This window comes from Ruegeria sp. CDSA193 (assembly GCF_059611885.1).
Genome location: NZ_JBXWPN010000001.1, coordinates 1 through 22,868, shown reverse-complemented (window position 1 = coordinate 22,868; position 22,868 = coordinate 1). Strand labels below are relative to the sequence as shown.

General features: G+C 56.8%; 21 protein-coding genes and 3 tRNA genes. 16 read left to right on the top strand and 8 right to left on the bottom strand.

Features of this window, described 5'->3' with window-relative positions:
* Positions 1–2 precede the first annotated feature (2 nt).
* On the top strand, positions 3–1,514 hold the full coding sequence (trpE, locus tag AC2FLG_RS00120) for an anthranilate synthase component I (RefSeq protein WP_496704545.1): 1,512 nt from the start codon (positions 3–5) through the stop codon (positions 1,512–1,514).
* Positions 1,515–1,564: 50 nt separating this feature from the next.
* On the opposite strand, the gene AC2FLG_RS00115 is transcribed toward trpE, so the two are convergent.
* Entirely contained in the window at positions 1,565–2,956 is a 1,392-nt protein-coding gene (locus AC2FLG_RS00115) for a divergent polysaccharide deacetylase family protein (protein WP_496704543.1), read from the bottom strand.
* Between the two features lie 193 nt (positions 2,957–3,149).
* Here AC2FLG_RS00115 and AC2FLG_RS00110 point away from each other — a divergent pair, with 193 nt between their 5' ends.
* From AC2FLG_RS00110 to lexA, 6 genes are all read left to right on the top strand, one after another.
* Positions 3,150–3,731, top strand: coding sequence for an anthranilate synthase component II (locus AC2FLG_RS00110; RefSeq protein WP_142633613.1), 582 nt, complete (start codon positions 3,150–3,152; stop codon positions 3,729–3,731).
* A complete protein-coding gene (gene trpD, locus AC2FLG_RS00105; RefSeq protein WP_496704541.1) occupies positions 3,728–4,747 on the top strand; it encodes an anthranilate phosphoribosyltransferase in 1,020 nt (339 codons plus the stop codon). The genes AC2FLG_RS00110 and trpD overlap by 4 nt, the downstream gene beginning before the upstream one ends.
* Positions 4,744–5,556, top strand: coding sequence for an indole-3-glycerol phosphate synthase TrpC (gene trpC / locus AC2FLG_RS00100; RefSeq protein WP_496704539.1), 813 nt, complete (start codon positions 4,744–4,746; stop codon positions 5,554–5,556). Before trpD ends, trpC begins: the two co-directional genes overlap by 4 nt.
* On the top strand, positions 5,556–6,029 hold the full coding sequence (gene moaC, locus AC2FLG_RS00095) for a cyclic pyranopterin monophosphate synthase MoaC (protein WP_282021214.1): 474 nt from the start codon (positions 5,556–5,558) through the stop codon (positions 6,027–6,029). The genes trpC and moaC overlap by 1 nt, the downstream gene beginning before the upstream one ends.
* Positions 6,026–7,198: a molybdopterin molybdotransferase MoeA gene (locus tag AC2FLG_RS00090; protein WP_496704537.1), complete on the top strand. Its 1,173-nt coding sequence runs from the start codon at positions 6,026–6,028 to the stop codon at positions 7,196–7,198. The genes moaC and AC2FLG_RS00090 overlap by 4 nt, the downstream gene beginning before the upstream one ends.
* Before the next feature lie 77 nt (positions 7,199–7,275).
* Positions 7,276–7,974 carry a transcriptional repressor LexA gene (gene lexA / locus AC2FLG_RS00085; protein ID WP_282021212.1) on the top strand — a complete coding sequence of 233 codons (699 nt, stop codon included), beginning with the start codon at positions 7,276–7,278 and terminating at the stop codon, positions 7,972–7,974.
* Positions 7,975–7,977: 3 nt separating this feature from the next.
* Here lexA and AC2FLG_RS00080 read toward each other — a convergent pair whose 3' ends face one another.
* Positions 7,978–9,993, bottom strand: a complete 2,016-nt coding sequence (locus tag AC2FLG_RS00080) for a ComEC/Rec2 family competence protein (RefSeq protein ID WP_496704535.1) — start codon at positions 9,991–9,993, stop codon at positions 7,978–7,980.
* Positions 9,994–10,071: 78 nt separating this feature from the next.
* Here AC2FLG_RS00080 and gltX point away from each other — a divergent pair, with 78 nt between their 5' ends.
* Both gltX and gltA read left to right on the top strand, forming a co-directional pair.
* Positions 10,072–11,472: a glutamate--tRNA ligase gene (gene gltX / locus AC2FLG_RS00075; protein ID WP_496701109.1), complete on the top strand. Its 1,401-nt coding sequence runs from the start codon at positions 10,072–10,074 to the stop codon at positions 11,470–11,472.
* A 121-nt stretch (positions 11,473–11,593) separates the two neighbouring features.
* Entirely contained in the window at positions 11,594–12,889 is a 1,296-nt protein-coding gene (gene gltA / locus AC2FLG_RS00070) for a citrate synthase (RefSeq protein WP_281972039.1), read from the top strand.
* Between the two features lie 53 nt (positions 12,890–12,942).
* Here gltA and AC2FLG_RS00065 read toward each other — a convergent pair whose 3' ends face one another.
* Positions 12,943–14,028, bottom strand: coding sequence for a PA0069 family radical SAM protein (locus tag AC2FLG_RS00065; RefSeq protein WP_496704533.1), 1,086 nt, complete (start codon positions 14,026–14,028; stop codon positions 12,943–12,945).
* Between the two features lie 280 nt (positions 14,029–14,308).
* Between AC2FLG_RS00065 and AC2FLG_RS00060 the strand changes: the two genes are divergently transcribed.
* Positions 14,309–15,007: a corrinoid protein gene (locus tag AC2FLG_RS00060; protein WP_271947279.1), complete on the top strand. Its 699-nt coding sequence runs from the start codon at positions 14,309–14,311 to the stop codon at positions 15,005–15,007.
* 154 nt (positions 15,008–15,161) lie between these two features.
* Positions 15,162–15,824, top strand: coding sequence for a DUF1638 domain-containing protein (locus AC2FLG_RS00055; protein ID WP_496700427.1), 663 nt, complete (start codon positions 15,162–15,164; stop codon positions 15,822–15,824).
* Here AC2FLG_RS00055 and AC2FLG_RS00050 read toward each other — a convergent pair.
* Positions 15,821–16,231, bottom strand: a complete 411-nt coding sequence (locus AC2FLG_RS00050) for a SufE family protein (RefSeq protein WP_496704531.1) — start codon at positions 16,229–16,231, stop codon at positions 15,821–15,823. The genes AC2FLG_RS00055 and AC2FLG_RS00050 overlap by 4 nt on opposite strands.
* Before the next feature lie 140 nt (positions 16,232–16,371).
* Between AC2FLG_RS00050 and AC2FLG_RS00045 the strand changes: the two genes are divergently transcribed.
* The gene (locus tag AC2FLG_RS00045) at positions 16,372–16,896 is read left to right on the top strand and encodes a hypothetical protein (RefSeq protein WP_496704530.1); all 525 of its coding nucleotides are present in this window, start codon (positions 16,372–16,374) and stop codon (positions 16,894–16,896) included.
* A 6-nt stretch (positions 16,897–16,902) separates the two neighbouring features.
* Here AC2FLG_RS00045 and rnd read toward each other — a convergent pair whose 3' ends face one another.
* The 3 genes from rnd to purM all read right to left on the bottom strand — a co-directional run bounded on the left by rnd (position 16,903) and on the right by purM (position 19,813).
* Positions 16,903–18,060, bottom strand: coding sequence for a ribonuclease D (gene rnd, locus AC2FLG_RS00040; RefSeq protein WP_496688199.1), 1,158 nt, complete (start codon positions 18,058–18,060; stop codon positions 16,903–16,905).
* A gap of 113 nt (positions 18,061–18,173) precedes the next feature.
* Complete coding sequence (purN, locus tag AC2FLG_RS00035; protein ID WP_496695576.1) at positions 18,174–18,770, bottom strand: phosphoribosylglycinamide formyltransferase; 597 nt, start codon at positions 18,768–18,770, stop codon at positions 18,174–18,176.
* Positions 18,767–19,813, bottom strand: coding sequence for a phosphoribosylformylglycinamidine cyclo-ligase (purM, locus tag AC2FLG_RS00030; protein WP_496704528.1), 1,047 nt, complete (start codon positions 19,811–19,813; stop codon positions 18,767–18,769). The genes purN and purM overlap by 4 nt, the downstream gene beginning before the upstream one ends.
* 107 nt (positions 19,814–19,920) lie before the next feature.
* Here purM and AC2FLG_RS00025 point away from each other — a divergent pair.
* A tRNA-Ile gene (locus tag AC2FLG_RS00025) sits at positions 19,921–19,997 on the top strand.
* A 245-nt stretch (positions 19,998–20,242) separates the two neighbouring features.
* Here the strand turns inward: AC2FLG_RS00025 and AC2FLG_RS00020 are convergent.
* Complete coding sequence (locus AC2FLG_RS00020) at positions 20,243–21,562, bottom strand: ATP-binding protein (protein WP_496704526.1); 1,320 nt, start codon at positions 21,560–21,562, stop codon at positions 20,243–20,245.
* Between the two features lie 44 nt (positions 21,563–21,606).
* Between AC2FLG_RS00020 and AC2FLG_RS00015 the strand changes: the two genes are divergently transcribed.
* The 3 genes from AC2FLG_RS00015 to AC2FLG_RS00005 all read left to right on the top strand — a co-directional run bounded on the left by AC2FLG_RS00015 (position 21,607) and on the right by AC2FLG_RS00005 (position 22,868).
* The gene (locus AC2FLG_RS00015; protein ID WP_496704525.1) at positions 21,607–22,521 is read left to right on the top strand and encodes an MBL fold metallo-hydrolase; all 915 of its coding nucleotides are present in this window, start codon (positions 21,607–21,609) and stop codon (positions 22,519–22,521) included.
* 80 nt (positions 22,522–22,601) lie between these two features.
* A tRNA-Asn gene (locus AC2FLG_RS00010) sits at positions 22,602–22,676 on the top strand.
* Between the two features lie 135 nt (positions 22,677–22,811).
* Positions 22,812–22,868, top strand: a tRNA-Asn gene (locus tag AC2FLG_RS00005).

Here is a 22,868-nt window from a genome sequence, read left to right as displayed (position 1 = left end):
ATATGGCCCTGACCCCAGAGTTTGACAGCTTCGCCCGTGCTTATGAGGCCGGCGAGAACCAGGTCGTTTACACCCGTCTGGCAGCCGATCTTGATACGCCTGTCTCCTTGATGCTGAAACTGACCGGCGCGCAAAAAGACGCCTTTATGCTCGAGTCGGTGACTGGTGGCGAGGTCCGCGGACGGTATTCGATCATCGGTATGAAACCCGACCTGATCTGGCGCTGTCGCGCTGAGACCTCGGAACTGAACCGCTCGGCCCGGTTCGACCCGGACGCTTTCACGGCGCAGGATGGCGATCCGATGGACAACCTTCGGACGCTTCTGGCCGAAAGCCGGATCGAGCTGCCTGACGACCTTCCACAAGCTGCGGCGGGACTATTTGGCTATCTCGGTTATGACATGGTGCGCTTGGTCGAGCATCTGCCGAACATCAACCCCGACCCTCTAGGCCTGCCGGATGCCGTCATGCTGCGCCCTTCTGTCGTCGCGGTTCTGGATGGTGTGAAGGGCGAAGTCACGGTCGTTTCCCCCGCCTGGGTCAGCGATGGCCAGTCGGCCAAGGCTGCATATGCCCAGGCAGCCGAGCGCGTCATGGACGCAGTGCGCGATCTGGAGCGGGCAATGCCTGCTGAAACACGCGACCTTGGCGATGCGTACGAAGTCGCCCCGCCCGTCTCGAATTTTACCAAATCCGGCTATCTGGAAGCGGTCGAGAAGGCCAAGGAATACATCCGCGCGGGTGATATCTTTCAGGTAGTGCCAGCGCAGCGCTGGACGCAGGATTTCCCGCTGCCTCCATTTGCGCTGTACCGGTCGCTGCGGCGAACAAACCCGTCGCCCTTCATGTTCTATTTTAACTTTGGCGGGTTTCAGGTGATCGGCGCCAGCCCGGAAATCCTGGTGCGCGTGTTTGGCAATGAAGTCACCATACGACCCATCGCCGGGACGCGTCCACGTGGAGCGACCCCGGAAGAGGACAAGGCTTACGAAATTGAATTGCTGGCCGACAAGAAAGAACTGGCCGAACATCTGATGCTGTTGGATCTAGGCCGCAATGACACCGGGCGGGTTTCAAAGATCGGAACGGTGCGCCCGACCGAAGAGTTCATCATTGAACGGTACAGCCATGTTATGCACATCGTTTCAAACGTTGTGGGTGAGCTGGCCCAGGGTAAAGATGCGCTGGACGCCTTTTTTGCGGGAATGCCCGCGGGGACTGTCTCGGGCGCGCCCAAGGTACGAGCCATGGAAATCATTGATGAGCTTGAGCCGGAAAAACGCGGTGTCTACGGCGGCGGCGTCGGCTATTTCAGCGCCGGCGGAGACATGGACATGTGTATCGCCCTGCGAACGGCCATCGTTCAGGATCAAAAGCTTTATATTCAGGCCGGTGGTGGCGTTGTGTATGATAGCGATCCAGAGGCTGAATTCATGGAAACCGTCCACAAGTCCAACGCCATCAGACGCGCTGCGGCTGACGCGGCCCGATTTACGCTGTCCGGCAAGAATTGATAAAGGCAGCCCGTCTGGGCTGCCTGTTTCGGGGAAGGATGTGATCGGGCTTATTGTGCCCCTTGCATCATCACCGCCGAAATAGGCGCCATTGCTACGCGGCCTCCGCGATCTTCCAGACCCCAAAGCAGCAAGGCGGATATGGTATCCGGGCGCAACCGGCCCAACATGACAACAGTGCCTTCCTGCCCGGCCCGGAACGCAGCCTGATCCAGGAAACGTCGCATGATTTTTGCATCCTGCCGCGCGCCGTCGATATCCCTGAAAATTACCGCAGACGGAATTCCATTACGGGATGCCAACTTCTGTACCGTGTTGAGCCCGTTATCCTGAGTGATCAGTCCTCGACCCGTTCCACCGGCGATGGCGGCGACCTGATCCGCCAGTTTCCGGTTACCTTGGATGCCGGATCCATCACCTTCAAGAATTCCTACCGTTTCGGGCAACGCTTCAAGCCACACCGAAAGCGATACCTCAGCATCCTGTGCGCTGGCCGCCTTGGGCAGGTCAGCAGTGACCATCACTTCGAACCCGGCCGCCCGATGTCGAGCCATTTTCTCAGCTGCATCGGGGTCTGATGGGCGCACCGCAAACGTAAGCGGATATGGGAAATCCTGAAGCGCCTCGGCGCCATATGCACCCTCATCGTCAATCAGAATGATCGACATGAGGGGTTTGGAATCCGGATTGTCAAACTTCTCTGCGAAGGCCTCGATCGGTTTACCTACAGGAACCTCTTCCTGCGGATCTTGGGCTGTTTCATCATCTCGTTCAGTCAAAGGCACTACACGACGCCCGATAGTGGTATTTCCCGACGTGTTTTCCTCTGCGCCGATCTGCGGAACTGAGGCGATACGCGGTAGCGGCTGACTGGGCAGCGTGTCCTCGTCCCCTTCCACTGCGATTGGGTTATCCTCCGGATTCACCTCCAGCTCGATTGATTCCGAAGGCGAGACTTCAGGCAAGGGCTCGGCAAGAGCAACCTGATCAGCCGGTGGCTCAGGGGCATCTTCTGCGGCATCTGGGCTAAGGTCGGCAAGCGGCGCAGGCTGAACGGGGACAGGCATTCGCGGAACGACCGGGGCCTCACTCGAGATGCTTACGGAATCCGCCTCGCTGGGCGTCGGCGCTTCGACCGGAACGCTTACGTCATTCACTACCGGCTGGCTGTCCGGGGCGTTCTCAGCTTCGGATAAACCGGCCAGAGAATCCTCTTCTTCGACTTCATTCTCGGGCGTCTGCGCAGGGAGTTTGAGCAGATCGGCATCTGCACCCGCCTCAGCGACAACCTCGGAGCTCTCCGACGTCTGCACCGGTGCAGGTTCTGGTGCGACTGTCGCTATGGACGGCTTTTTCGACAGCGGCGCGTTGAGCGATAAGACTGCCCCCAGCACCACAACGACAACTGCGCCTGCGATCATTCCGCCGACAAATCCGCCCATAATATTTGCCTCTCGCCTTAGTCCTGCTGCCTTGCCCTTGCACCATCTGTTGTGGCACCTGCCTGCAGGACCGCCAAGTTCGGGATGCACCCTTGACGCTGCCCCACAAGCCTGAGCATGTATGTGCCAACACTATACCGTGGCCTTGGGTTGCATCGCCAGCCCGAAATGACCAACACGAGACAAGAGCCAAATGCTGCTGCTGATCGACAACTACGACTCATTTACCTACAACCTCGTACATTATTTAGGCGAACTTGGCTCGGAAATGGTCATTCGAAGGAATGACGCGCTGGACGTGCAAGAAGCGATGGCCATGAACCCCGCTGGCATCCTGCTCAGCCCTGGTCCTTGCGACCCTGACCGGGCAGGCATTTGCCTTGCCCTGACCGAGGCAGCCGCCGAAACACGGACGCCTTTGTTGGGTGTCTGCCTTGGCCATCAGACCATAGGTCAGGTTTTCGGTGGGAAAGTCACGCGTTGCCATGAGATTGTGCATGGAAAAATGGGAACAATGCACCACACAGGTAAAGGTGTGTTCGCGGGACTGCCCACGCCGTTTGAGGCGACGCGCTATCATTCGCTGATTGTGGATCGCGATACCCTGCCCGATTGCCTGGAGATTACGGCGGAATTGGAAGATGGCACCATAATGGGCCTCCAGCACCGCGAACTGCCCATTCATGGCGTACAGTTCCACCCGGAATCCATCGCTTCCGAGCACGGCCACGCGTTGCTCAAGAATTTCCTGTCCGAGATGAAAGTTCCCGCATGAGCGACGCCCTGAAACCGCTGATCGGAGTTGCCGCCGACCGCCCCCTGACACGCGCCGAAGCGGAAGAAGCCTTTGGGATTCTGTTTGACGGCGCCGCAACACCCAGCCAGATCGGCGGGCTTTTGATGGCTATGCGCACACGCGGTGAGACCGTCGATGAATATGCCGCCGCCGCTGCCGTGATGCGTGCAAAATGCAATGCAGTTCAGGCACCAGCTGGCGCGATGGATATCGTAGGCACCGGCGGTGACGGCAAGGGAACGCTGAATATCTCGACAGCGACCGCCTTTGTGGTTGCAGGTGCCGGTGTCACCGTGGCCAAACACGGCAACCGGAACCTGAGTTCTAAATCCGGAGCCGCAGATGCGCTAGGTCAGCTGGGTATCAACGTTATGGTCGGCCCGCAAACCGTTGAAAATGCACTGCAAGATGTCGGAATCGGATTCATGATGGCCCCCATGCATCACCCGGCGATTGCGCATGTCATGCCCACCCGGCAAGAGCTTGGGACACGGACGATCTTTAACATTCTCGGTCCGCTGACCAATCCGGCAGGCGTCAAGCGGCAGTTGACCGGAGCCTTTAGCCGAGAGTTGATCCGCCCGATGGCCGAAACGTTGGGCCTGCTTGGGTCCGAACGCGCATGGCTGGTGCACGGATCGGACGGCACAGACGAATTGACCATCACGGGTATCAGTTGGATTGCGGCCCTCGAAGACGGCACAATCAAAGAGGTCGAGCTTCACCCAGAAGATGCAGGGCTGCCGGTACATCCCTTCGAGGACATTCTCGGCGGAACCCCCGAAAAAAACGCAGTAGCCTTCCGAGCTCTTCTAGACGGTGAGGCCTCCGCCTATCGCGATGCGGTATTGTTGAATGCCGCAGCAGCCCTGGTCGTCGCAGAGGCCGCTGCTGATCTGCGCGAAGGTGTCGCAAAAGCCGCTGAAAGTATCGACAGCGGAAAAGCCAAAGACAAGATCGCGGCCCTGGCCCGCATTACTCAGGAGGCCGCATGACCGAAACGGTTCTGGACAAAATCAAAGCTTACAAGCTCGAAGAGATCGCTTCGGACAAGGCCAATAAGTCTATGGAAGCTGTTGAAAACGAAGCAAGATCAGCCTCTGATCCGCGCGGATTCGCATCGGCGTTGCTAATGGCTGTACGTAGCGGGTACGGGCTGATTGCAGAAGTCAAAAAAGCCAGCCCCTCCAAAGGTCTGATCCGCGCTGACTTTGATCCACCAGCACTTGCACAAGCTTACGAAGAAGGCGGCGCTGCCTGCCTTTCCGTGTTGACCGACACGCCCAGCTTTCAGGGTGCCAAAGAGTTTCTGGTTCAGGCACGCGCAGCCTGTTCTTTGCCGGTTTTACGCAAAGATTTCATGTACGATCCCTATCAGGTGGCCGAAGCCCGCGCTCTTGGGGCGGATTGTATTTTGATCATCATGGCATCGGTTGATGACAGCCAGGCGGCTGAGTTGGAACAGACCGCCTTTGACTGGGGCATGGACGTTCTGATTGAAGTTCATGATGAAGCCGAGCTGGAACGAGCAACGCAGCTCAAAAGCCCGTTGATTGGGATAAACAACCGTAATCTCAAGACCTTCGAGACCACTCTTGATACGACACGCCGCCTGTCAAAACTAGTTCCCGCTGACCGGACCATCGTTTGCGAAAGCGGGTTGAGCACACCAGCAGACTTGGCCGATATCGCCCGTTACGGTGCGCGTTGTTTTCTAATTGGCGAGAGCCTGATGCGTCAGGAAGACGTCGCAGCAGCGACACACGATCTGCTGTCGCGTCCGCTCAGCCCGGGTGTGATGTGATGCCGCTGACTCACTTCGATGCCCAGGGACAGGCTCATATGGTCGATGTGTCGAACAAGCCCATCACGGATCGTGTCGCCGTCGCAGCGGCTCGTATCACGATGGCACAAGATACGTTCGACTTGATCGCAGAAGGTCGCGCCAAAAAAGGTGACGTCTTGGGGGTGGCACGTCTGGCCGGTATCATGGGGGCAAAGAAGACACCCGATCTGATCCCGCTATGTCACCCACTGCCAGTGACCAAAGTTACCGTAGACCTGACACTGGACCCAGAATTACCCGGCATACAGGTACAAGCAACCGTCAAGACATCTGGTCAAACCGGCGTGGAAATGGAGGCGCTGACAGCGGCCTCAACTGCCGCACTGACCATATACGACATGGCCAAAGCCGTCGATAAGGCAATGGAAATTGGCGGCATTCGCGTCTTGCTAAAAGATGGTGGTAAGTCAGGCCGTTACGAGGCGAAATGATAACCGTTGAAAGCGCCCGGGCGCAGCTATTCGATCTTGTAAACACCCTCCCCTCGGAGACGGCTCCCTTGATGGATGCGGCGGGTAGAGTACTGGCCGAGAATGTAGCAGCCACACGCGATCAGCCGCCATTCGCTTCGTCTTCTATGGATGGCTACGCGGTAAAGTCGACCGAGGTCGAGCTGCACGCCATGTTCAAAGTCATTGGCGAGGCTGCGGCCGGTCGGCGATTTGACGGTCAGGTTGGACCCGGACAGGCGGTTCGGATCTTCACTGGCGCCCCTATTCCTGAAGGTGCAGATTTTGTGATCATTCAAGAGGATGTTGATCGCCGAGGTGACCTAATCACGATTTCAGATCTGCCGGGCCCTAAATCTAACATTCGCCCCAAAGGCGTCGATTTCGAAATTGGGGCCAAGATCTCGGCCCCACGCCGTTTGCGCCCCGAGGATCTGGCGCTTTTGGCGGCGATGAATATCCCCATGGTGCCGGTTGCACGTAAACCCGTGGTCGCGCTGATCGCAACCGGGGATGAATTGATCATGCCCGGCGAAACACCGGGACCGGATCAGATAATCGCCTCAAACACCTTTGGTATCAAAGCCTTGCTAGAGGATGTTGGAGCGCATGTGCGGGTTCTGCCCATCGCCTCTGACACGGTTTCGTCCCTCGAGACCGCCTTTGCCCTAGCAGCCGACGTTGATTTGGTGGTTACGATCGGCGGTGCCTCGGTTGGGGATTATGATCTTGTCTCTCAGGTCACCACCGCACTGGGGTTGGAGCGGAGTTTTTACAAAATCCGCATGCGCCCCGGCAAACCGCTGATGGCCGGTCGCTTGGGCGATAGCGTGATGGTTGGACTTCCGGGTAATCCGGTCAGCGCAATGGTTTGCAGCTATCTGTTTCTTGCCCCGATGATCCGTAAGATGCTGGGCCTGGAACAGGTTCTGACCCCGCTTCAAAGCGCCAATTTAACTGAGGCTATCCCAGCGAATGGGCCGCGCGAGCATTACATGCGCGCTATCGTGACTGGTGATGGAATTAAAGCCTGCCAAAACCAGGACAGTTCGCTGCTCAGCGTGCTTGCCGAAGCAAACGCGCTTTTGGTTCGGCAACCCAATGACCCGGCACGCCTGGCCGGAGACGAAGTGATGTTCCTTCCGATCTGAGTCCCTACAAGATCATTGACACAAAACGTGAACATGCGTAGAACAAAAGAAAACGCATGAGCGACGAGGTGTGAGCAATGCTGACCAAGAAGCAGTTGGATTTGTTGGAGTTCATCCATAAACGCGTTCAGGCGGATGGCGTCCCCCCAAGTTTCGATGAAATGAAAGCTGCGCTGGACCTGCGGTCCAAATCCGGCATCCATCGGTTGATCACAGCGCTTGAAGAACGCGGCTTTATCCGTCGTCTGGCCCATCGTGCCCGTGCCATCGAAATCGTCAAACTTCCTGAAAGCCTGGGAGGAGAGCCAACAGTCGCTTTCAAACCCCGTGTTATCGAAGGTGACAAGCCCGAAGGCAAACGCCCCGCGAATTTCGAACCAGTGACCGTAGACGCAATGGAATTGCCGGTCATGGGACGCATCGCAGCAGGTGTTCCGATCGAGGCGATCAGCCATGTCTCGCACCGCGTTGCCGTCCCCGGAAGCATGGTTTCCGGCAGAGGCGAGCACTACGCACTTGAAGTACGCGGCGATTCGATGATTGACGCTGGCATCAACGACGGCGATGTGGTCGTCATCCGCGAAACCTCCGCGGCTGATAATGGCGATATCGTTGTCGCGCTGGTCGAAGATCAGGAAGCAACGCTCAAACGGTTCTATCGGAGAGGTCAGGCGATAGCGCTTGAGGCTGCCAACCCGGCCTATGAAACGCGTGTACTGCCCGAAGATAAGGTCAAGGTTCAGGGCCGTTTGGTTGGGCTGATCCGAAGCTATTGATCTTTAGTTGTCTGGCGACCACAGCCTTTTGCCTATGACTTCGGCACTGGTCATTACGTTTCCGCCGGACAGTGCAATACTTCCTGTCTTGTTCAACAACTCGGGATCAATCACCATACAGGTGCCGGACAGCTGGACCGGAACAGCAGAGATGACGATTTGGTCATCTCCACATTCGCTGAATTCGCGCGCAGATCGTTTGCCAGTGAGGTGAATCAGCTCTTTGCCCTGCCAGAAATATCTTTGCGACAGATCTTTCCCATCGGGCCAGCGATTTGCGGCAGTTTTCTGGCTCGCGCCGTCTCCGTCGTTTTCAAGCCATACGGTTGCAATAAATTTGCTGCCCTTTTCCTTGCTCAGCGCGCGCCCTTGATCAGTCATCACACCAACTAACCCACCGGAGTCTGCGACCAAAACTTCCGGACGGTTACCCTGCCCCCAAAGCGCAATCGCCACCATGCAAGGTGCGACGCCGACCCACCTTGCCCCACCGCGCCACAAGGCGATCCAGAGCGCGCCCAATGCAAATATGGGCAAGACGTAGGACGGTGGACTGACCACATAACCTTGCGCACCTTCCAGTCCCGAGATCCAGTCTGAAACCGCCAGAATCCATTCCAAACCTGCCCCCATGACCGCCAGCCCAATCCACTCAAGCCCGAATGGCGCCAGGATTGCGGCAATAACGGCCGCAGGAACCACGACGGTTCCCATCACCGGGACCGACAGCATATTCGCAACCAGCCCATAGTGAGACAGTGAATTGAAATGCGCCGCCCCAATCGGTGCGGTGGCAAGCCCCGCTATGGCAGATGACATCAACACCCCGATAATGGGCCGTAGCCATTTCGGCCCGAAAGCAGAACCGAAACCGCGTAAGGCTCCGAAAACGGCCACCAGTGCCGTTGTTGCAGCAAAGGACATTTGAAAACCGGGGCTTAACAGAGATTCTGGTCGCAACGACAGCACGATAAGGGCAGCGACGGCCACCGCGCGTAGCGAAATTGACCTTCTGTCGATCAAAATGGCCCCCAGCATTACGCTGACCATGATAAAGGCCCGCTCTGTTGCGACATTCCCGCCAGACAGCAATAGATAAACAACTGCCGCGACCAAGGCGCAAACCGCTGCAATCTTGCGGACCGGAAGTCTAAGAGCGAGCACCGGGACAGCAGACAGCGTGACCCTGCAGATCAGATAAACAAAACCTGTCAACAACCCCATATGCAATCCGGATATCGCCAACAGATGAGCCAGATTAGATGCCCGTAGATTGTTCAGCGTTTCCTGACCCATTCCGCTGCGATCACCCGTCGTGACAGCCGCGGCGAAACCTCCGACCTCTCCAGGCAGCAATGCGCGCACATGTTCAGAGATCGCCGTCCTCCACGCCGTGATGCGGAGATTGGTCCTGTCCGGCGGGGCAACCGACAACACCGGTACGCGCGTGTATCCGACTGCCCCTAAACGTTGAAACCATGCGTGGCGACGGAAATCGAAACCGCCGGGCTCTACCGGCCCCTGAGGCGGCGACAGATGACCTGTTGTCATGATCCTTTGCCCAGGAACCAGCGCGACATCCCCACCATGCAGGGAAAGTCGGACGCGCCGCGGTCGTCGATCCAAGGGCACGTCCCCTAATCGCACCCGATCGAGCGTCACCCGCAGCGCATCCGACGCAGAGCGGTCTATGGCGACAACACGTCCCTCGACCGGGCCATAGTACCGCCAAGACAGAACCGGCTCTGCCACCGTATGGGCACGTGCGCCGGCCAGGATAAACCCGGCAGCGATCAGCGTCCCCCCGATTGCCAACGAAGCCCAGCCAGACCGCGATTTGCGGGCCATCCCCATAGCCGCAACAATCACCGCGCTGAAACAAATGTAAATCTGCCACCCCGGCTCGAACCGGAGCGCGAAATACAGGCCGATGCCAATGGCCAAGCACACTGGTGACCACTGAAACAAATAGCCTGTCTGGTTCAGCAATGCGGTCTCGACCCGTGCCAGAACACGCATGGTTGCCCCCGTCCTTCGGGCTCGTTAGACAGGCGCCAAGTTAAGCCCGACACGGTTACCAAAAGGTTAATCCACACTATGTCCGATCAGGTCGTCACCCGTTTTGCACCTTCACCCACTGGTTTTCTTCACATCGGCGGCGCGCGCACTGCATTGTTCAACTGGCTCTTTGCTCGGGGACGTGGTGGCAAGTTCTTATTGCGGATTGAAGACACGGACCGCGAACGCTCAACCCCAGAGGCTACTGCAGCAATTCTTCAGGGGATGTCCTGGTTGGGCCTGGACCATGATGGCGATGTGATCAGCCAATTCGAAGGCGCCCCGCGTCATGCTGAAGTGGCACATCAGCTGCTAGCGGACGGCAAAGCCTACAAATGTTTTTCGACCCAGGACGAGATCACAGCCTTTCGCGAACAGGCGCGTGCAGAGGGAAAATCGACGCTGTTCCAGAGCCCCTGGCGCGACGCTGACCCTTCGACCCAACCTGACGCCCCATATGCGATCCGCATAAAGGCACCGCGGGACGGGGTCACCGTGATCCGCGATCAGGTTCAGGGCGACGTGACAATCCGCAACGATCAGTTGGACGACATGATCCTGCTGCGCTCGGACGGAACACCGGTTTATATGCTGGCGGTTGTTGTGGATGATCACGACATGGGTGTGACCCATGTTATCCGGGGCGACGATCACCTGAACAATGCCGCACGCCAGATGATGATCTATGAAGCCATGGGTTGGGATGTTCCGGTCTGGGCACATATTCCGTTGATTCATGGTCCGGACGGCAAGAAACTATCCAAACGTCACGGAGCTTTGGGTGCCCAAGAATATCAGGCGATGGGGTACCCGGCCGCGGGTATGCGCAACTATCTAGCCCGTCTCGGCTGGAGCCATGGGGATGACGAATTCTTTACAGATGAGCAGGCGAAAGAGTGGTTCGATCTGACTGGAATCGGTAAAAGCCCTGCACGGTTCGATCTGAAAAAGCTCGAGAATCTATGTGGTCAGCATATTCCAATCACTGTCGATGCCGCGTTGCGGCAGGAAATTCAGGGATACCTGGCGGCGGCGGGACTGCCCGCTCTCACCAATGCACAATCAGGTGATCTGGAACGTGCGATGTATTGCCTCAAGGATCGGGCACGCACATTCCCGGAACTCCTTGAAAAAGCCCATTTTGTGCTGACGTCACGCCCGATCAAACCTGATGAGAAGGCTGCAAAGGCGCTGTCCTCTGTATCCGACGGTATACTGAGTGAATTGACGCCGCACGTGCAAAATGCTAGCTGGACCCGGAACGAACTGGAGAGTGCCCTGAACTCGTTTGCAGAAGCGAAAGGGCTAAAGTTTGGCAAGCTGGCAGGGCCATTGCGCGCTGCATTGGCTGGTCGGGCTGTAACGCCTTCGGTTTTTGATATGATGCTTGTGCTTGGGCGGGATGAAACCCTGGCACGGCTCTCCGACGCAGCGACATAACCAAAGGTTTCACATTTGGGTAACGCTGCTCCGCTAACACCCGGGCTGCGCCCCTGTGCGCAACCGTTGCCCGCCGAAACGGACGACGATCCGTTTCACGTATGAATGAGGAAGGGACATTATGACCGACAGCAATAAATCAGCCACTTTGACCGTACATGGTAAAACATACGAGTTGCCGGTTCATTCGCCTACCGTGGGACCTGATGTCATCGACATCCGCAAGCTGTACAGCGAAGCGGATGTGTTCACCTATGACCCCGGCTTCACCTCGACAGCCAGCTGCGACAGCACCATCACCTATATCGACGGCGAAAAAGGTGAACTGCTGCACCGTGGCTATCCGATCGACCAGTTGGCCGAGAAATCGCATTTCCTCGAAGTGTGCTACCTGCTGCTTTACGGAGAGCTGCCGGCGGCCAAGGAACTGGAAAAGTTTGAAACCACGATCACCCGCCACACCATGCTGCACGAACAGATGCAGTATTTCTATCGTGGCTTCCGTCGTGATGCGCATCCGATGGCGATCATGGTTGGTGTCGTGGGCGCGATGTCTGCGTTCTATCACGATTCGACCGATGTTTCGGACCCGCATCAGCGTGAGGTAGCATCCCATCGTCTGATCGCCAAGATGCCGACCATCGCTGCCTGGGCTTACAAGTATCACACCGGTCAGCCCTTCGTGTACCCGCGCAACGATCTGGATTATGCTTCAAACTTCCTGCGCATGTGCTTCAGCGTCCCTGCCGAAGAATATGAGGTGAACCCAATCCTCAGCCGCGCGATGGACCGCATCTTTACTCTACACGCGGATCACGAACAGAATGCCTCGACTTCGACTGTGCGTTTGGCCTCCTCCTCGGGGGCGAACCCGTTTGCGTGTATTGCCGCTGGTATCGCGTGTCTTTGGGGCCCTGCCCATGGCGGCGCAAACCAGGCCTGCCTTGAAATGCTGGAAGAAATTGGCACGGTTGACCGTATCCCGGAATATATCGCACGCGCCAAAGACAAGGCCGATCCGTTCCGCCTGATGGGCTTTGGTCACCGCGTCTATAAGAACTTTGACCCGCGCGCCAAGGTTATGAAGCAATCCGCCGACGAAGTGTTGGATCTGCTTGGGATTGAGGACAATCCCAAGCTGCAGGTCGCCAAGGCGTTGGAAAAACAGGCTCTGGAAGATCCGTATTTCTCCGAAAAGAAACTGTTCCCGAACGTGGACTTCTATTCGGGAATCATCCTCGAGGCGATGGGTTTCCCGACGTCGATGTTCACCCCGATTTTCGCACTGTCGCGCACCGTTGGCTGGGTCAGTCAGTGGAAAGAGATGATCGCAGATCCACAGAACAAAATCGGCCGCCCGCGCCAGCTCTATCTGGGCGAAACCAGTCGCGATTACGTGGACATCGAAAAACGCTGATTTCGATTCCCAACAAACCAAACAGCCCCGGACCAGAATCCGGGGCTGATTTGTTAGAACAGCGTCAACTGGTCTCCGGCTTGGGGCGGGATATTGAACAAATCGCACCGCAGCTTCGGGGTGCGCGTTGCAAGGCCTAGCCGCTTTACAGCCAGTGAAAACCGTTTAGCCACCATCTCGGCATATTCGCCCTCACCGCGCATTCGGTGGCCCCAACGCGGATCATAGTCCCTGCCCCCGTGCATTTGCCGAAGCTTGGACATGACTTTTTCGGCGCGCGTTGGCTCTTGCTCATGCAGCCAGGTTTGCCAAAGTTCCGAAACTTCGCGCGGCAACCGCAGCATAATCCAGCTTGCTGCATCCGCCCCGGCATCCCTGCCCGCCTCTAACAGGCTTTCCATCTCATGATCTGTCAAACCGGGAATTGAAGGAGAGGTCATGACCCGCACCGGAACCCCCGCTTCGGTCAGCCTGCGAATGATTTTCAGGCGCCGATTTGGCGCGGGCGCCCGTGGCTCCATTCGGCGCGATAAATCCGCATCCAACGTGGTCAGAGATATCCCGACCCGAACCAAACCCTGTTCCGCCATCTGTGCGAGCAGATCGAGGTCACGTTCGATCAGTGCCCCCTTGGTCACAATCGCAACCGGATGGCGAAACTCAGTAAGCACCGACAAACAAGACCTTGTGATTCCAAGGTTTTTTTCAACTGGCTGATAAGGGTCGGTATTGGTTCCAATCGCAATCGGCGCAACACTGTAACCTTTCGCAGAAAGCTCTTTGCGAAGAAGCTCGGCCGCATTGGGTCGGGCAATCAAGCGCGTCTCAAAATCCAGCCCCGGCGACAGACCCAGATAGGCGTGGCTGGGCCGTGCAAAGCAATAGATGCAGCCGTGCTCGCACCCCCGATAGGGGTTGATTGAGCGATCAAATGGCAAGTCGGGGGAGCGGTTATAAGTGATTATGCTGCGTGCCGTCTCGTGCCTGACTTCAGTCCGCAACGGAGGAAGATCGTCATCATACCCCCAGCCGTCATCGCAGGGGATTGTGTCAAACCGTTCGAATCTGCCTGCCGTATTTTCCGTGGCTGCTCGCCCCTTGGCAATGGCCGAAGGAAGGTTTGTTCTACTTTTGTTCATGTCATTTGGTATATGGAATATCGACCGGTCCGGCAAGCGGCACAATTACCTTGCTAAGACAGCATCAGAGCCCCAATCGGCCCCTGGACATTTGGTGCATTTGAACGAATTGCAGGATGTTCATGTGTAAAATGACGTCGAGATAACGACAAATTTGGCCTATAGGTCGGTCTCGGAACTGCCAAGGTCGCAATCGTCACAGTAGTATTACGGCGAAATGGCCAAAACGGAAAAAATGCCACCACGGGCGCAAGGCCCGAACAGCTCAGGGAAACGCCCCATGTCCGATGAAGAAGACATCGTCCTGTCCGAACTGAACGACGACGAACTGGTCGAACAGATGTTCGATGACCTTTACGACGGTCTGAAAGAAGAAATCGAAGAAGGTGTGAACATCCTGCTGGAGCGCGGATGGACACCTTATGACATCCTGACCAAGGCACTGGTCGGCGGTATGACGGTTGTGGGCCACGACTTCCGTGACGGCATTCTGTTCGTACCCGAGGTCTTGCTGGCCGCAAACGCAATGAAGGGCGGCATGTTTATCCTCAAGCCGCTGCTGGCCGAAACCGGCGCACCGCGCGTTGGTAAAATGGTGATCGGCACTGTTAAAGGCGACATTCACGACATTGGCAAAAACCTGGTGTCAATGATGATGGAAGGCGCCGGATTCGAGGTTGTTGATATCGGCATCAACAACCCCGTCGAAAACTATCTGGAAGCGCTTGATACCGAACAGCCCGATATTCTGGGCATGTCGGCCCTGCTGACGACGACCATGCCATATATGAAAGTCGTGATCGACACACTAATCGAACAGGGTCGGCGCGACGACTATATCGTTCTGGTTGGCGGTGCGCCCCTGAACGAAGAGTTCGGCAAGGCGATCGGTGCTGATGCCTATTGCCGTGACGCGGCCGTAGCTGTTGAGACGGCAAAGGATTTTGTCTCGCGCAAGCACAATCAGCTGGCGGGTTGATCGACATCTAAACCATTTCAGGGCCGTCCGGTTTTCGGGCGGCCTTTTTCATTTATTCACCCTACCCTGATCCGAAGCCGACATTATGTGTCGAATACGGGCTTGCCAGCCACCGAATAAGCCGATTTTCTAGATAACGAGAAAGAGGCGCGAAATGACTCAGGACCAACTTCCCGACGACGCCAGCCTGACAACGCAGGGCTATTCAGACCATCACGGCGCAGGGCGAATTCTGTTATTGGCCTGCGGTGCGCTGGCGCGGGAAATCCTGGACCTAAAGCGTCGTAATGGCTGGGATCATATGGAACTGACCTGCTTGCCCGCCATCTTGCACATCCACCCGGAACGGATCACGCAGGCGGTGGAAGAGGCCGTTGCCAAACACCGCGACCAATACGATAAAGTTTATGTCGTCTACGCAGATTGCGGCACCGGTGGCCTGTTGCAGAAAGCCTGCGGGGAGATGGGCGTGGAGATGATTAAAGGGCCCCACTGCTATTCTTTCTTCGAGGGGAACCAGGTCTTTGAAAATCGCGGCGAGGATGAAACTACAGCGTTCTACCTAACAGATTTTCTGGCACGTCAATTCGATGCCTTCGTCTGGAAGCCGCTGGGGCTGGATCGCCACCCCGAGCTTAGGGAAATGTATTTCGGCAACTACACGAAACTGGTTTATCAGGCACAGACTGATGATGCGGCTCTGACCGAACGGGCCAAGGAGTGCGCAGACCGAATGGGCCTGGCTTTCGAGCGCCGTTTTACCGGTTATGGTGATCTGCAATCCACGCTGAGCGACTGGGCCAACCGCCCGCTTTAGGCGGCCTCTATCGCGACCTCGCGGATACGGTCGATCATCGCCCTCAAACCGTTAGATCGTTGCGCGGAAAGATGATCGTTTAACCCCAGCCGCGCCAGTTCGCCTCCTGCGTCAACCTGCGGGACTTCTTGAACCGGCAGGCCGTTATATAGGGATCGCAGAACCGCAATCAGCCCCCTCACGATCAGAGCATCACTGTCGCCGTCAAAATGAAAGGCCCCTCCCTCGACACTGGGATGCAGCCAGACCTGGCTGGCGCAACCATGGACTTTGGTTGCAGGCACCTTCAACGCATCATCCAATGGCGCCATCGCTTTCCCCTGCTCGATGACATGGCGGTACCGGTCTTCCCAGTCCTCCAGGAATTCGAAATCTTCGACGATTTCTTCAAAAGCAGGTGTCGCCATCTCGGGGCTGTCCTCTCATTGGGTTCACATTTTTTGAACTATGATCCTGACCAGCATCTGTCCAGCCCCCCACGTGGCTTTTCAAACCCGGAAAAGTGCGATAACTCATTGCCATATAGACTGCTCTGGGTGTTGTGACGATGAAGAAATCACTGTCTGTTCTTTTGGCTGCTGCCTTGACCCTGTCGGCTTGCAGCGCTTGGCGTGATTCTCGGGTCAACCCGACAAACTGGTTTGGGTCCAGTACTCCGGCACCCTCTGAAGTCTCGGTGAACGATGCAAATGCGCTGGTTCCCCAGACAGACGATGGTGTTGGCCTGTTTTCCAAGAAGCCACCCGAGGATAAGAGCTTCCCGATCGCCAAGATCGAAGAATTGCGGATCGATCCAATTCCGAATGGAGCTATCGTTTACACGACTGGGATTGCTGCAAGGCAGGGTGCATATAATGCGCGGCTTGTTCGTGTTGAAAGCGAAGAGAATGCAAAAAACGGCATTCTCGAATTCACGTTCCGTGTCGACTACCCGTCATATGCGACAAGCCAGGGGACCGAACGGTCCCGAAGGGTATCCAATGCAATCAATATCAGCCGAGACGAGCTTGCAAACATTCGGCTGGTCCGCGTCAACGGGGAACAAAATGCCCTGGAATCCCGCCGCAGATAATTCCTGCTAAAGCTCTACGACCGTGACGGTCTGCCCTTTAGCTGCCAGGGCGATTTTGCCATCGCACAGTTTCAGGGCGTCTTCGCCGAATACCTCGAACCGCCAACCGGACATTGCAGGTAATTCCCGTTCTCCGGCTGCGATCTGATCCAGTTCGGAACTGGTAGCAATCAGTTTGGCGGCCACGCCCGAGCTTTCCGTTTTTGATTTCAGCAGCACCCGCAATAGGTCGGCAAGCGCAGGATTTACCTTCAACTTGTCACGGCTGGTATCAATCTTGGGCAATTTTTCTGGTGGGCAATTCACACCCTTTTTGACGGCGGCCAGAATCCCATCCGCAATGACCCCTTTGCGGGCCTCGCGCAGCAGCAGACGCGATCCACCCAAATCTGAGAAAGATTTCGGCTTGGTCGATGCCAGTTCGATCAGCGCGTCGTCTTTGAACACCCGGCTGCGCGGTACGTTGTTTTCCTGCGCATAGGCTTCGCGGAACTCGGCCAACTCGCGAACAACAGCCAAAAACTTGGCCGAGTTCGTCCGGGTTTTGATACGCTTCCACGCATTTTCGGGCTGGATCTCATAGGTGCCGGATTGCGTCAGCGTGCGCAGCTCTTCGGCGACCCAATGGCTGCGCTTGGTTTTCGTCAGCTCGGCCGCCAGATATTCATAGATTTTCCGCAGATGCGTTACATCCGCCAGCGCATAGGTCTTTTGCGCCTCGGACAGCGGGCGGCGTGACCAGTCGGTGAATCGAGAGGTCTTGTCCACGCCTTCCTTACAAATCTTGCGCACCAGGGTTTCATAGCCAACCTGCTCGCCAAATCCGCAGACCATAGCAGCGACCTGCGTGTCGAACAGAGGGTTGGGGAACACACCCGCCTCAACCCAGAAAATCTCTAGATCCTGACGGGCTGCGTGAAATACTTTGACCACGCTTTCATCGGCGAAGAGCTCGTACAAAGGCTCCAGAGTCATCCCTTCGGCCAACGGGTCGACCAAAACGGCGCTGTCTTCGTCGGGCGACGGAACCGCCAGTTGAAGCAGGCAAAGTTTTGAATAGTAGGTCCGTTCGCGCAGGAACTCGGTATCTACGGTTACGTAATCAAAGGCCGCAGCCGCTTTGCAGAAATCGGCCAGCTCTTGCGTCGTCGTGAGGGTTTTCATTCGTGGTGCTATTCTTGCTTTTGTTTTTAATCACCCGTCAGTCCTACACGTTTCCGGGCCGTCGGGCGAACCATAGGCCGAATGGCAACCGCGTGTAAATCACCCCGCGGGATTCACGGCAAAAGCACCGGTGTGCGGTCATTTCCGGCAAAGCGGCGCAATACGGCCGGATAAAGCCTGTGTTCGTAGGTCAGAACGCGCGCCGCCAAAGTCTCAGGAGTGTCTCCAGCCTCAATATTCAGGCGGGCTTGCCCCAAGATTGGGCCATCGTCCAGCGCTGCGGTCACTTCGTGAACCGAGCATCCATGCTCGATATCACCTGCTGCAATCGCACGGGCATGGGTGTTCAGACCCTTGTATTTTGGCAACAGTGACGGGTGGATGTTCAGCATCCGACCCTGAAAGCGCGAGACGAAATCACCGGTCAGCACCCGCATGAACCCAGCCAAACACACGATGTCCGGTTGTGCTTGCTCTAACGGTTTCAGCAGCTCGGCCTCAAAAGCTGCGCGGTCGCCCTTGAATGGCCGGTGATCTACGGCTGCCGTTGCAATTCCCCGATCAGCTGCCTTTTTCAGTCCCCCAGCCTCAGCATCGTTCGACAAGACCAAACAAGGTCTGGCCGGATGGTCACCGGTCATGCTGTCGACCAGAGAGACCATATTCGACCCCCCACCTGAGAGCAGAATGGCGACGCGCTTATGGCTCACAGCAATTTGCCCGAATAGGCCACTCCTGCGGTGTCGGTTACGGTGCCAATCCGCGAAACCGTCTCACCAGCTTGGGCCAGCAGTGCCGACAGGTCGTCGGCCTGCTCTGCGCCGCAAACCACGATCATGCCGATGCCGCAGTTGAAAGTCTTGAGCATCTCGGATTCAGCAATACCGCCGGTTTCTGCCATCCAGCGGAATACGGGGGGCAAATCCCAGGAGTTCAAGTCGATCTGGGCACCCAGCCCTTCGGGCAGCACCCGTGGCAGGTTTTCTGTCAGGCCACCGCCGGTGATATGGGCGAGCGCATGCACCCCGCCTGTCCGGATCGCCTGTAGCGCAGGTTTCACGTAAAGGCGCGTCGGGGTCAGCAGTGCCTCGCCCAGCGATCCATCCCCAAAGGGCGATGCCGCATCCCAACCCAAGCCCGAAAGCTCGACCAGCTTGCGCACCAGCGAATAGCCATTGGAATGCACCCCGTTTGAGGCCAGCCCAAGCAACACGTCACCCTGTTGAACATCTGTAGGAAGGTGTGCGCCGCGCTCCATCGCACCGACCGAAAACCCGGCCAAATCGAAATCACCATCGGGATACATGCCCGGCATCTCGGCAGTTTCGCCACCGATCAATGCGCAATCCGATTGAACGCAGCCTTCGGCAATGCCCTCAATAATCCGTGCGGCGGTCTCGGTATCCAGTTTGCCTGTTGCGAAATAGTCGAGGAAGAAAAGTGGCTCGGCACCCTGACAGATCAGATCGTTGACGCACATGGCCACAAGATCGATACCGACGCCATCGACCAGGCCTGTATCAATCGCGATCCGCAACTTGGTGCCAACACCGTCGGTGGCGCCGACAAGAATCGGGTCCCGATAACCTGCATCCTTCAGGTCGAACAATGCGCCGAACCCGCCCAGCCCGCTCATCACGCCGGATCTGTTGGTCCGCTTGGCAGCAGGTTTTATCCGGTCGACCAGAGCATTCCCCGCATCAATATCAACGCCCGCATCCGCGTAGGTGATTCCGTTTTTGCCCGCTGTCATGGCCAACCTCTTTTGAATGGTTCCCGCGCGGGTTAGTCGATTGTTGGAGATGTTGCAACGGTCAGGCTTGACGCGGGCGTTCACCATGATAGGCAAAGCGCCTAGGCGGGCCTGTAGCTCAATTGGTTAGAGCAGAGCGCTCATAACGCTTTGGTTGGGGGTTCGAGTCCCTCCGGGCCTACCAAAATCCGCAAATTTCCCTTTAAAAACAACGATCGATCAGCCCGAAAATCGAGAGAGATGCTCCACGACCTAACAATAGGTTGCGAGGCAAGTGCCCGACGATTTCAGGACATATCTTCGATTCCCGCTCGGGATATCCCGGTAACTTTTCAGGCGTTTGAATCAGTTTATCGGTCACTGAACATCCGACAATCCAAGATGAACTCACACCGGATTTGGCAGAGCAGAGGTCCGGTGCACGATGATCTAGCGACCGATGATAATATCGGCACACAGACCACCCAGATCTTCGCTTTTGCCCAATCGAAGCACGCCGCCATGGGCTCGGGCGACATCTGCCACAATGGCCAACCCCAGACCAACACCGCTGCCCCGATTCTGGTTGCGCGCCGGATCCAATCGCGAGAAAGGTTTGACCGCTTCGGTGCGCTGCTCGGGCGGAATACCCGGACCATCATCTTCGACGCGGATACGCAGCGATTTGGAGGAGACCGACAGGCTGATTTCAGCGCGATTTCCGTACCTGACCGCATTCCCGATCAAGTTCTCTACCGCGCGACGAATAGCCGTCGGGCGCAACATCGCGGTTCCTGCGCCATCAACCTTTACCAATTCGACCTTATGCCCTGCCCTGCACGCATCCTTGACGATCTGCCGAAGGAACCTCTCAGGGTCTACGGATTCCGGCGCCACTTCTGCCGCTCCTTTGGAAAAGTCCAAAAACGCGTCCAGCAATAGCTGCATTTCATCCACGTCCTGTTGCAATGGCGCTGCCTCACCTTCGGGCAACAAAGACAGCCCAAGCTTGAGACGCGTCAAAGGCGTTCGCAAATCGTGGCTGACACCGGACAGCATCATGGTGCGCTGCTCCATCTGACGCTCTATCCGGGCGCGCATATCCAGAAACGCACTGCCAGCGGCCCGCACCTCGATCGCGCCGCCTGGCGAATAAGGAACAACCCGCCCGCGTCCGAACGCCTGTGCAGCCTCGGCCAGACGGGTGATCGGTCGTAGCTGGTTGCGCATGTACAAAAACGAAATGGTTGTCATGATGATCGCAAAGAACAAGACGGTCACAATCAACTGATGCGGCGCGGTTGGGGACAATCGCCGACGGTCGAAAGTTAGCTGCAATACACCCAAATCCGTCTGCAGATACAATCGAGCCTCCTGCCCGCTTGGCAAGGCGACCGCTACAAGATCGGGAAGCAAAGCGCGCAACTCGGATTCGACTTGAGGTGCAATGAAATCATACCAGCGGCGATTCCCGATGACTGGCGTTTCGTTTATCCCGAGAAACCGCAGTTTCATATCAAGCGCGGCCAGATCGGGCCGAAGTTCGGCCACCGCCTGATGCTGCGTTTCAGAATGTTCTATCACATCCGTAACCAGCGTAACCTCACGCGATGCGGCACGAGTCATTTGCGCAGTGACATCTTCCAGGTGCTTTTGCAAAAAGGCGACACTGATCACCAGCAGCATCACCACCACCGGCAAAATGAGAATCAAAGCCGCCCGAGCGTACAGGCTGCGCGGCATATAAAGTTTGAGCCATTGCGTCGTCATGGGTTAAACCTAACGGGCTGTTCAGACGAGAGAAAGAGTGCAGAATGCAAGCACCGGACGATTTCAATCCAATGCCAGGTCGAGATGACGAGTTACAACCGGGCCTAAGGCGGATTCTCGCCCCCAACCCGTCTCCGATGACATATCGCGGCACCAATACATACTTGCTTGGCCAAACCGATCTTGCGGTGATTGACCCCGGCCCTGCCAATGCGGACCATCTGGATGCAATCCTGAACGCGGTTAAACCCGGACAACGGATCAGCCACATCATTGTCACACATTCTCATCTGGACCACTCTCCGCTTGCTGCACCGCTGGCCGAACGAACGCAAGCAAAGATCATTGCTTTTGGAGGCCCCGAAGCAGGCCGCAGTGAGGTGATGGCCGAATTGGCTACTCAGGGGCTCGCAGGCGGAGGTGAAGGGATCGACACGGCGTTCCGCCCGCATATCGAAGTCGAAGATGGAGATGTAATCGCCGCCGAAGGGTGGCAGTTGAATGTGATCCATACGCCCGGTCATCTTGGTAACCATATTGCGCTGGGCTGGGGGGATGTCTGCTTTACCGCCGATCATGTGATGGGTTGGGCCAGTTCACTGGTGTCACCACCTGATGGTGATCTGACCGATTTCATGGCGGCTTGCGAAAAGCTAGGACAACATAACTGGTCCGTATTCCACGCAGGGCATGGCGCACCGATTAACGACCCTGCCAAAAGGCTCGATTGGTTGATCACCCACCGGCGCGCCCGGGAAAAACAGATTCTGTCCGCATTGGAAACCAGGCCAGGAACCGCCCGGGAATTGGCCGAGCGAATCTATACCGAAACCCCCGCTGCCCTGTTGCCCGCTGCCGAACGGAATGTATTCGCCCATCTCGTTGATCTTACATGCCGATTTCTGATTGCACCGCAGTCAAAATTATCCGTCGGCGCGATCTTCGCCAGAACCCCATAGATGCCGAGGTAATTTTTTTTCCAAAACCGCGCTTCCCCTCTGGACGGCGAAATTTCGGGTTGCTATATGGCGCGAACCGTTCCGGCGTAGCTCAGCGGTAGAGCAGTTGACTGTTAATCAATTGGTCGTAGGTTCGATCCCTACCGCCGGAGCCAATTTCCCCAAAACACACCGCAAATTATCATGGATGCCCGCCTTCGCTGTGTGCATGTTTTTTCGACGAAAAAACTCACACCCCCCTCTGGACGGCGAAGAGTCGGGTTGCTATACGGCGCGAACCGTTCCGGCGTAGCTCAGCGGTAGAGCAGTTGACTGTTAATCAATTGGTCGTAGGTTCGATCCCTACC